The following is a 6,808-nucleotide window of genomic DNA, read 5'->3' on the forward strand; positions in this document are numbered from 1 at the left end:
GTCTATACAACTCCCCTTTGCGCCCGTTGTGGCCTGGGACTATCCACGAGAGCGCCGTAAGCGCCCGTCACGCGTCGAGTTGCAGCCTGCCCCCAATAAACGCGAGAAAACATTGCACGCGCGCCGCGAGCGCCGCGCTGCGGTAGTAGACGGCGTGGATCGGCTGGCGCGACTCGATCAGTGCGTCGTCGAGTACGGTGACGAGACGGCCCGCCTCGCGGTCGGCCGTGGTGAGGAAGTCGGAGAGGCACGCAATACCGCTGCCGGCGAGCGCGAGCTGGCGTATCGTCTCGCCGCTCGACGCCGAAAGCGCGGGCGCGATGGTGTAGCCGTGTTCGGTCTCCTGCGCCTTTGCCGCCGCGCGCGTTTCGTCGCCGCCAGTCACACGCAGCGGCCAGCCGTTGAGATGCGCGGGCGTCGTAAAGCCGATCAGCCGATGCTCGCGCAACGCGATAACACTGCGCGGCGTGCCGTGCGCCGCGAGATAGCCGGGACTCGTAACAATGCGCAAACGGCTCGTGCCGAGCGAGCGCGCGTGCAGCGTGGAGTCCTGCAGCGTGCCAATGCGAATGGCAATATCCACGCGCTGCTCCAGCAAATCGACGATGCGCTCGTTGTTCGTGAGTTCGAGTTCGATCTCGGGATAAGCGTCGGCGAATGCCGCGATGTGCGGCACGATACAGTGAAGCATGAACGGCGTGGCCGCATCCACGCGCAACCGCCCTGAGGGACGCTCGCGGTGGCGCGTGACAGCCTCCTCGGCATCGGCCAGCGCCGCGAGAATGGCGCGGGCGCGATCGAGGAACAATTCGCCCTCTTCGGTAAGTTGCAAGCGCCGTGTGGTGCGCAGGATCAGCGCGACGCCCAGCTGCTTTTCGAGCCGCGTCAGTGCGCGGCTCACGCCCGACACGGTCTGCTCGAGCTTTTCAGCCGCGGCGGTAATCGACCCCGCATCGATCACGGTGACGAATACGAGCAGTTCGTCGGTCGATGTCTTCATCGTGGCTATTCTTGATCCGCAGTCAATATTCATTTGAGACTAACACGGTTTTTGCAAAACCCGGATACCCCGATACTGGCTTCCATCGCAATCAAAACAGGACCAGGAGCCACCCATGAAAGTATTCGTGACAGGCGCAGGCGGGTTTATCGGCGGCTCGATCGCGGCGCATCTCGTGCGCGCGGGCCACACGGTGCGCGGCCTCGTGCGCCGGCCCGAGCAGTTCGCCGACCTCGAAAAGCTCGGCATCACGCCCGTGCAGGGCGATCTCGACGACCGCGAGACGCTGATGGCAGAAGCGCGCGCCGCCGACGCCGTGATCAACGCGGCGAGCAGCGACCATCGCGGCGCGCTCGAGGCGCACATCGACGCCCTCGAAGGCTCCGGCAAGACGCTCTTGCACACGAGCGGCTCGAGCATCGTGGGCGACGCATCGGGCGGCGAGGCGACCGAGCGCATCTATCGCGAAGACGCCCTGCCGGAGCCGACCGCCGACAAAGCGCCGCGCGTGGCCATCGACAATCTCGTGCTCGCGGCCGCGGCGCGCGGCGTGAAGAGCGCCGTGCTCTGCAACACGCTGATCTATGGCGTGGGCGCAGTGCCGGGAGCCGCGAGCGTGCAGCTGCCGCGGCTCATCCGCCAGGCGCAAAAGAGCGGCGTGATGCGTCACGTGGGGCGTGGCCTGAACATCTGGTCGAACGTGCATATCGACGACGTGGCCGAACTCTATCGCCTCGCGCTCGAAAACACGCCGGCGGGCACCTTCTACTTCGTGGAAAGCGGGGAAGCGAACTTCCGCGACATGACCACGGCGCTCGCCGAGGTGATGGGTCTGGGCGCGCCGCAGGATTGGCCGCTGGAAGCCGCAATCGAAGAATGGGGCTACGAAATGGCGTCGTACGGCCTCGGCTCGAACAGCCGCGTGCGCGGCGAGCGCGCCCGCACGCTGCTCGGCTGGCAGCCGCAGCGCACCTCGGTCACGGACTGGATCCGCAACGAAATGCCGAAACCGCAAAGATAAGTGCTGTAGAGCACGCTATTGTTGCGTATCCGTAAGGTCGCTCCGCTAGAATTCGAGCGTCTTGCACTAGCCGCCGGCGCGTTGCGCGCCGGCACCCGATACGCCGATGCTACTCGCGCTGAACTTCTACTGGCTGACCAATCTGCTGGCCGTTCTGTTCATCGTCGCGTGCCTCTACGACACGCGCTACGACGAATACGGCACGCTAACACTCGCCGCCGGCGCGATGGGACTCATCGTGATGGCCATCGAAGTGCTGCTGCGCCCCGCGTTTGAGATGTCGCTCTAGCGCGCTTGTTTCGCTGATGCTTTCGCGAATGGCGCAGCGCGCTTTCGTTGTGCTAACAACCGCCTGCCCCCATCGTCCTCGTTGCGCGGCAACTACTGCTTGTCGTGCGCACAGCACGACGACTGCGCGGGCGCGTCGTCATAGCGATCGTGATGGCGCATCCACTCGCGCATGTCCTTCGCTTCGTTGCGTCCCTTTGCGGTCAACTCCAGCATCGCATACGTGCCGATCAGCATCTCCCCGCCGCGCGCATACGTCGAATACGTGTGGTACACGTTGCCCGCTTCATCGCGATAAAACGCGCTGACGCCGGGCAGCTCGTCGCTCATGTAGTCCTGCTCCGCGAAGTTATAGATTGCCTTGCCGCGCGCCTTATCGGCCTCACTGAACGACACGTGATAGTCGAAGTTGAAGTCGCTCGCATTCGACGACACCCACGGAAAGCGCCAGCCCATGCGCTGCCTGAACGCCTCGATCTTCGCGAGCGGCGCGCGCGAAACGGCCACGTAAGTCACGTCGTGATGCTCCAGATGCGGCAGCATGCCGTCCACGTGATCGGACAGGAACGAGCAGCCCGGGCAACCCTCTTCCCACTCCGGCCCGAGCATGAAGTGATAAATGATCAGCTGGCTGCGCGGCCCGAATAGCTGCGCCAGCGTGCGCGGGCCTTGCGATGTTTCGAACGTATAGGTCTTGTCGACCTTCACCCACGGCAGCGCCTGGCGCTTCGCCACCAGCGCGTCCCGTGCATGCGTGAAAGCGCGCTCTTCGGCGAGCAGCGCCTTGCGGGCCTCGAGCCATTCGGTCTGCGAAACGATCTTGTGCGATTCCATCTTTCGATTCCTCCTTCCACTTGAATGAGCGCCATTCAGTCGAACAGCGCCACCAGTTGATCGATCGAACTCGTCCAGCCCTCGTTGTGCGCGTCGCGCGCCGCCTCATCAAAGAAGCGCTCGTGCTTGAGCGTGAGGTCAGTGGCGGCCCCGTCGGCGCGCAGCGTCACCGTGACGAGCGACTCGCGCTCTGGCGTGCTGCGCCACGCCCACGTGAATACGAGCTTTTCGTCCGGCACGACTTCGAGATACGTGCCGCTCACGTCGTGGTCCTCGCCGTTCGCGCCGCGCAGGATCACGCGAAAGCGCCCGCCCACGCGCACGTCCGCTTCGGCGTGAATGCAGGTGGTGTCGAGCGGCTGCATCCAGCGCATCAGTTGCGACGGCTGCGTCCACGCGGCGTAGACCTTCGCGGCCGTGGCGTTGAGGCGGCGCCGGATGGTGAGGCTCGGAGCTTGACGGGCGGCGCCGGGTCCGGCTGCGGGTTGGGTAGACATGCATCTTCCTCCACAAAAGCGGCGAGTCGATCGAGCGTTTCACTCCAGAAGCGTTGATAGTGCGCGAGCCACTGCATCGCGTCCTCCATCGGCCCCGCGGCGAGCCGGCAGGCCACGGTGCGCCCGGTTTTCGCGCGCGTGACGAGGCCCGCCTGAGCGAGAACGTCCAGATGCTTCATGACCGCGGGCAGCGACATCGCGAACGGCTGCGCGAGCACGCTCACCGAGAGTTCGTCTTGCTGCGCGAGGCGTGCGAGCAGCGCGCGCCGCGTGGGATCGGCGAGCGCCGCGAAGGTGCGGTCGAGGGTATCGTCTTCATACTTAACCATGTGGTTTAGCATAGGCGACGAACAAGCGATGTCAAGGAATGCGTAGGTCATTCGCCAGCAGCGGCGCGCAAGGAGGCATCGCCGCCACTAGAATGGCGATTTCTGCGCGCCCCGCCCTGCTCTCTTTGCCACGTCACGCCATGCCGTCCAAAATCCGCAACTCGCTGCTCTGGATCTTCGACGCCTTCGAGCGCGAGCCCGGCTACCTGCGCAAGCCCATGTTCGGCTGCGACGCCGCGTATCTGGACGGCCTGCTGTGCCTCGTGGCCGCCGACCGCGACCCGCCGTTCAACGGCGTGCTGGTCTGCACGTCGCGGGAGCGCCATGCGTCGCTCATCGAAGCGATGCCGGCGTTGCGAGCGCACCCCGTGCTCGGCAAATGGCTCTATGTGCCGCAAGCCGATGCGGCGTTCGAAGATACTGCCGCGCAGTTGCGCGCGCTCGTCCTCGCGCGCGACCCGCGCATCGGCGTGGAGCCCAAGCCACGCAAGCCGCGCAAAGCGGGCAAGGGGCACAACAGCGTGCTGCCGGAGTAATGCGCTAAACAGTAGCGCGCAAAAGCCACGCGGCCCGCGCCGCCGGGAAGCGACGCGGGCCGTGCAACCGCCCGGACGGGCCGCCGTGGCCGCCGGGCGATGACCGGGTCATCCGACTTTTCAGATGGCCCAGCCGCCCAGGTAGAACGCGGCCAGCACGCCGGCGATCACCACCGTACCCACGTTCAGCTTGCGGATCTCGCCGCTCACCACGCGGCCGATCACGAGCGTGCAGAAGCCCAGCATGATGCCCGTGACGATGTTCGCCGTGAGCACGATGAACACAGCGCACACGAGGCCCGACATCGCGTCGACCATATCGGCCATGTCGAGGCGGCTCACGCTCGACAGCATCATGAGGCCGACGTACATCAGCGCGGGCGCCGTCGCATACGAGGGCACGAGGCCCGCGAGCGGCGCGAAGAACATCACCGCGAGGAACAGCACGCCCACCATGGCCGCGGCGAGGCCCGTCTTCGCGCCCGCTGCCACGCCCACCGTCGATTCGATATAGGCCGCCGCCGGCGCGCCGCCAAGGAAGCCCGAGAAGATCGAGCTGACCGAGTCGGCCGTGAGCGCGCGCCCGCCGTTGACGATACGCCCGTTCGCGTCGAGTTGGCCCGCCTGCCCCGCCACGGCGCGGATCGTGCCGGTGGCGTCGAACACGGCCGTCATCACGAGCGCGAGCACGCTCGGCAGCACGGCGAGCGAGAGCGCGCCCTTGATGTCCATCGCGCCGATCAACGAGGCATGGCCCGGGGCCGAGAGCGAAGGCCACGCGAACACGCCATGAAAGCTCACGGCGGGATCGATGGCGAGACCGAGCGCCGAGATCGCGACGATCACGATCAGAATCGAGCCCGGCACGCGGCGGCGCACAAGGCCGAAGATCGCGGCGAGGCCGACCACGGAAAGGATCACGGGCAGCGAGGTGATATGGCCGAGCGAGACCGGCAGGCCCGCGCCCGGATTCTTGACCACGAGGCCCACGTCATTGGCGGCGATCAGCAGCAGGAAAAGGCCGATGCCGATGCCCGTCCCATGCGCGATGCCGTGCGGCAGGTTGCGCAGGATCCACGAGCGCACGCCCGTCACCGAAATGCCCGTGAACACGAGGCCCATGAGGAACACCGCGCCGAGCGCCACTTCGGGCTTCAGGCCCTTGCCGAGCACGAGGCCGAAGGCGGTGAACGCCGTCAGCGAAATGGCGCAGCCGATGGCGATCGGCAGGCGCGCCCACAGGCCCATGAGCAGCGAGCCGAATGCCGTGGTCAGGCACACGGCCACGAACACGGCGCTGGTGTCGAAGCCCGCCTTGCCGAGCATGCCCGGCACGACGAACACGGAATAGACCATCGCGAGGAAGGTCGTGACGCCCGCAATCGCCTCCTGACGCAGCGAGCTGCCGCGCGCGGCAATGTCGAAATAACGGTCGATGAATCCCGAGGCCTGGCCCAATGAATCTACGGACTCGACATCGGCGGCGGTCGCACCGGCAAGCGGCTGCGCGTGGGGTTCGATCATGGTGAGTGCCTCCTTTATCAGCATGCTGAAACGGTTCACGGCTCACCAGCCGATCCGTCATCAGGTTTTCGTCTCGATTGAATTAGTCGTGTCGACGCGTTGCTGGCGCCTTCTTCAACAACCAGGCGCTCATCGTTTTGACATCTCTTTATGGATGGAGCGAAGGTTAGGCGAACCCGATTTGTGATCCCATCGCACGAGTCGCATTGAGTTCATGCCGCGATGCTTATATGCCCGTGTACAGGGCATGGGACTCGGGACGTCCCCGCGTTTACACCTGGCTCCGAGGCGGGCGGTTTCCGCGCGGACCGGAGCCGGTTTCGCGTGACGAAGTGCCATCGCCCCGGCTCGCACAGGCATCCGGTCGCCCACGCCGTTCGCCCACGCCGTCATTCAGCGGATCGGCCCGGTGCGCGGGTTACACTCACGCATCCCGACCCGGTTTCCCCCTGCCGCGCGCGCGTCGCGCCGGCTGCTCCAAGGAGTTTCAGTAGATGAGACGCGGCTTCTTGCGTTCCGCACGTCCTGTTTTTCACTTCCCGTACGCCCTGACGCTGCTCACGCTGCTCACGCTTTCGGGCTGCAGCCTGTTCCGCCCGGCCCCGCCGCCCGAGCCGGAAGCACCCGTGGCCGCAGAGCCCGAGCCGGCCGCGAGCGAGCCCGAGGCCGCGTCCGCGCCCGAGATGGCGAGCGAGCCGGAAGCGGGGAGCACAGCGAAGCCGGCGCCGAAGAAGCCGCGCCCCGCGCCGGTGCACCGCCCCCGTCCGGCGGCGCCGCCG

At 66.2% G+C, this 6,808-nt stretch carries 8 protein-coding genes and 1 pseudogene; 4 read left to right on the forward strand and 5 right to left on the reverse strand.

Features of this window, described 5'->3' with window-relative positions:
* Window positions 1–67: 67 nt before the first annotated feature.
* On the reverse strand, window positions 68–1,000 hold the full coding sequence (locus M3I54_RS38010) for a LysR family transcriptional regulator (protein ID WP_254345017.1): 933 nt from the start codon (window positions 998–1,000) through the stop codon (window positions 68–70).
* Between the two features lie 115 nt (window positions 1,001–1,115).
* Here M3I54_RS38010 and M3I54_RS38015 point away from each other — a divergent pair, with 115 nt between their 5' ends.
* Both M3I54_RS38015 and M3I54_RS38020 read left to right on the forward strand, forming a co-directional pair.
* Window positions 1,116–2,021, forward strand: coding sequence for an NAD-dependent epimerase/dehydratase family protein (locus M3I54_RS38015; protein ID WP_254345020.1), 906 nt, complete (start codon window positions 1,116–1,118; stop codon window positions 2,019–2,021).
* A 106-nt stretch (window positions 2,022–2,127) separates the two neighbouring features.
* On the forward strand, window positions 2,128–2,310 hold the full coding sequence (locus tag M3I54_RS38020; protein ID WP_028208331.1) for a hypothetical protein: 183 nt from the start codon (window positions 2,128–2,130) through the stop codon (window positions 2,308–2,310).
* Between the two features lie 92 nt (window positions 2,311–2,402).
* Here M3I54_RS38020 and M3I54_RS38025 read toward each other — a convergent pair whose 3' ends face one another.
* Genes M3I54_RS38025 through M3I54_RS45255 form a run of 3 tightly spaced genes read right to left on the reverse strand, consistent with a single transcriptional unit; the run spans window position 2,403 to window position 3,969 of the window.
* Window positions 2,403–3,143, reverse strand: a complete 741-nt coding sequence (locus M3I54_RS38025) for a thioredoxin family protein (RefSeq protein ID WP_254345021.1) — start codon at window positions 3,141–3,143, stop codon at window positions 2,403–2,405.
* A gap of 35 nt (window positions 3,144–3,178) precedes the next feature.
* Complete coding sequence (locus M3I54_RS38030; RefSeq protein WP_254345035.1) at window positions 3,179–3,583, reverse strand: SRPBCC domain-containing protein; 405 nt, start codon at window positions 3,581–3,583, stop codon at window positions 3,179–3,181.
* Window positions 3,517–3,969, reverse strand: coding sequence for a metalloregulator ArsR/SmtB family transcription factor (locus M3I54_RS45255; RefSeq protein WP_254345029.1), 453 nt, complete (start codon window positions 3,967–3,969; stop codon window positions 3,517–3,519). Before M3I54_RS45255 ends, M3I54_RS38030 begins: the two co-directional genes overlap by 67 nt.
* Before the next feature lie 140 nt (window positions 3,970–4,109).
* Between M3I54_RS45255 and M3I54_RS38040 the strand changes: the two genes are divergently transcribed.
* Window positions 4,110–4,505, forward strand: coding sequence for a hypothetical protein (locus M3I54_RS38040; protein WP_254345030.1), 396 nt, complete (start codon window positions 4,110–4,112; stop codon window positions 4,503–4,505).
* Window positions 4,506–4,625: 120 nt separating this feature from the next.
* Here M3I54_RS38040 and M3I54_RS38045 read toward each other — a convergent pair whose 3' ends face one another.
* Complete coding sequence (locus tag M3I54_RS38045; RefSeq protein ID WP_254345031.1) at window positions 4,626–6,029, reverse strand: NCS2 family permease; 1,404 nt, start codon at window positions 6,027–6,029, stop codon at window positions 4,626–4,628.
* Window positions 6,030–6,523: 494 nt separating this feature from the next.
* On the opposite strand from M3I54_RS38045, the pseudogene M3I54_RS38050 reads away from it, so the two are divergent.
* Window positions 6,524–6,808: pseudogene (locus tag M3I54_RS38050) on the forward strand (hypothetical protein); the annotation flags it as partial.

The organism is Paraburkholderia sp. CNPSo 3274, assembly GCF_024206475.1.
Taxonomy (GTDB): domain Bacteria; phylum Pseudomonadota; class Gammaproteobacteria; order Burkholderiales; family Burkholderiaceae; genus Paraburkholderia.

Bases quoted from the DNA above. Each gene is read 5' to 3' on its own strand.
- M3I54_RS38015 (WP_254345020.1), top strand. From the start codon at position 1,116: ATGAAAGTATTCGTGACAGGCGCAGGCGGGTTTATCGGCGGCTCGATC.
- M3I54_RS45255 (WP_254345029.1), bottom strand. From the start codon at position 3,969: ATGGTTAAGTATGAAGACGATACCCTCGACCGCACCTTCGCGGCGCTC.
- M3I54_RS38010 (WP_254345017.1), bottom strand. From the start codon at position 1,000: ATGAAGACATCGACCGACGAACTGCTCGTATTCGTCACCGTGATCGAT.
- M3I54_RS38025 (WP_254345021.1), bottom strand. From the start codon at position 3,143: ATGGAATCGCACAAGATCGTTTCGCAGACCGAATGGCTCGAGGCCCGC.
- M3I54_RS38040 (WP_254345030.1), top strand. From the start codon at position 4,110: ATGCCGTCCAAAATCCGCAACTCGCTGCTCTGGATCTTCGACGCCTTC.
- M3I54_RS38020 (WP_028208331.1), top strand. From the start codon at position 2,128: ATGCTACTCGCGCTGAACTTCTACTGGCTGACCAATCTGCTGGCCGTT.
- M3I54_RS38045 (WP_254345031.1), bottom strand. From the start codon at position 6,029: ATGATCGAACCCCACGCGCAGCCGCTTGCCGGTGCGACCGCCGCCGAT.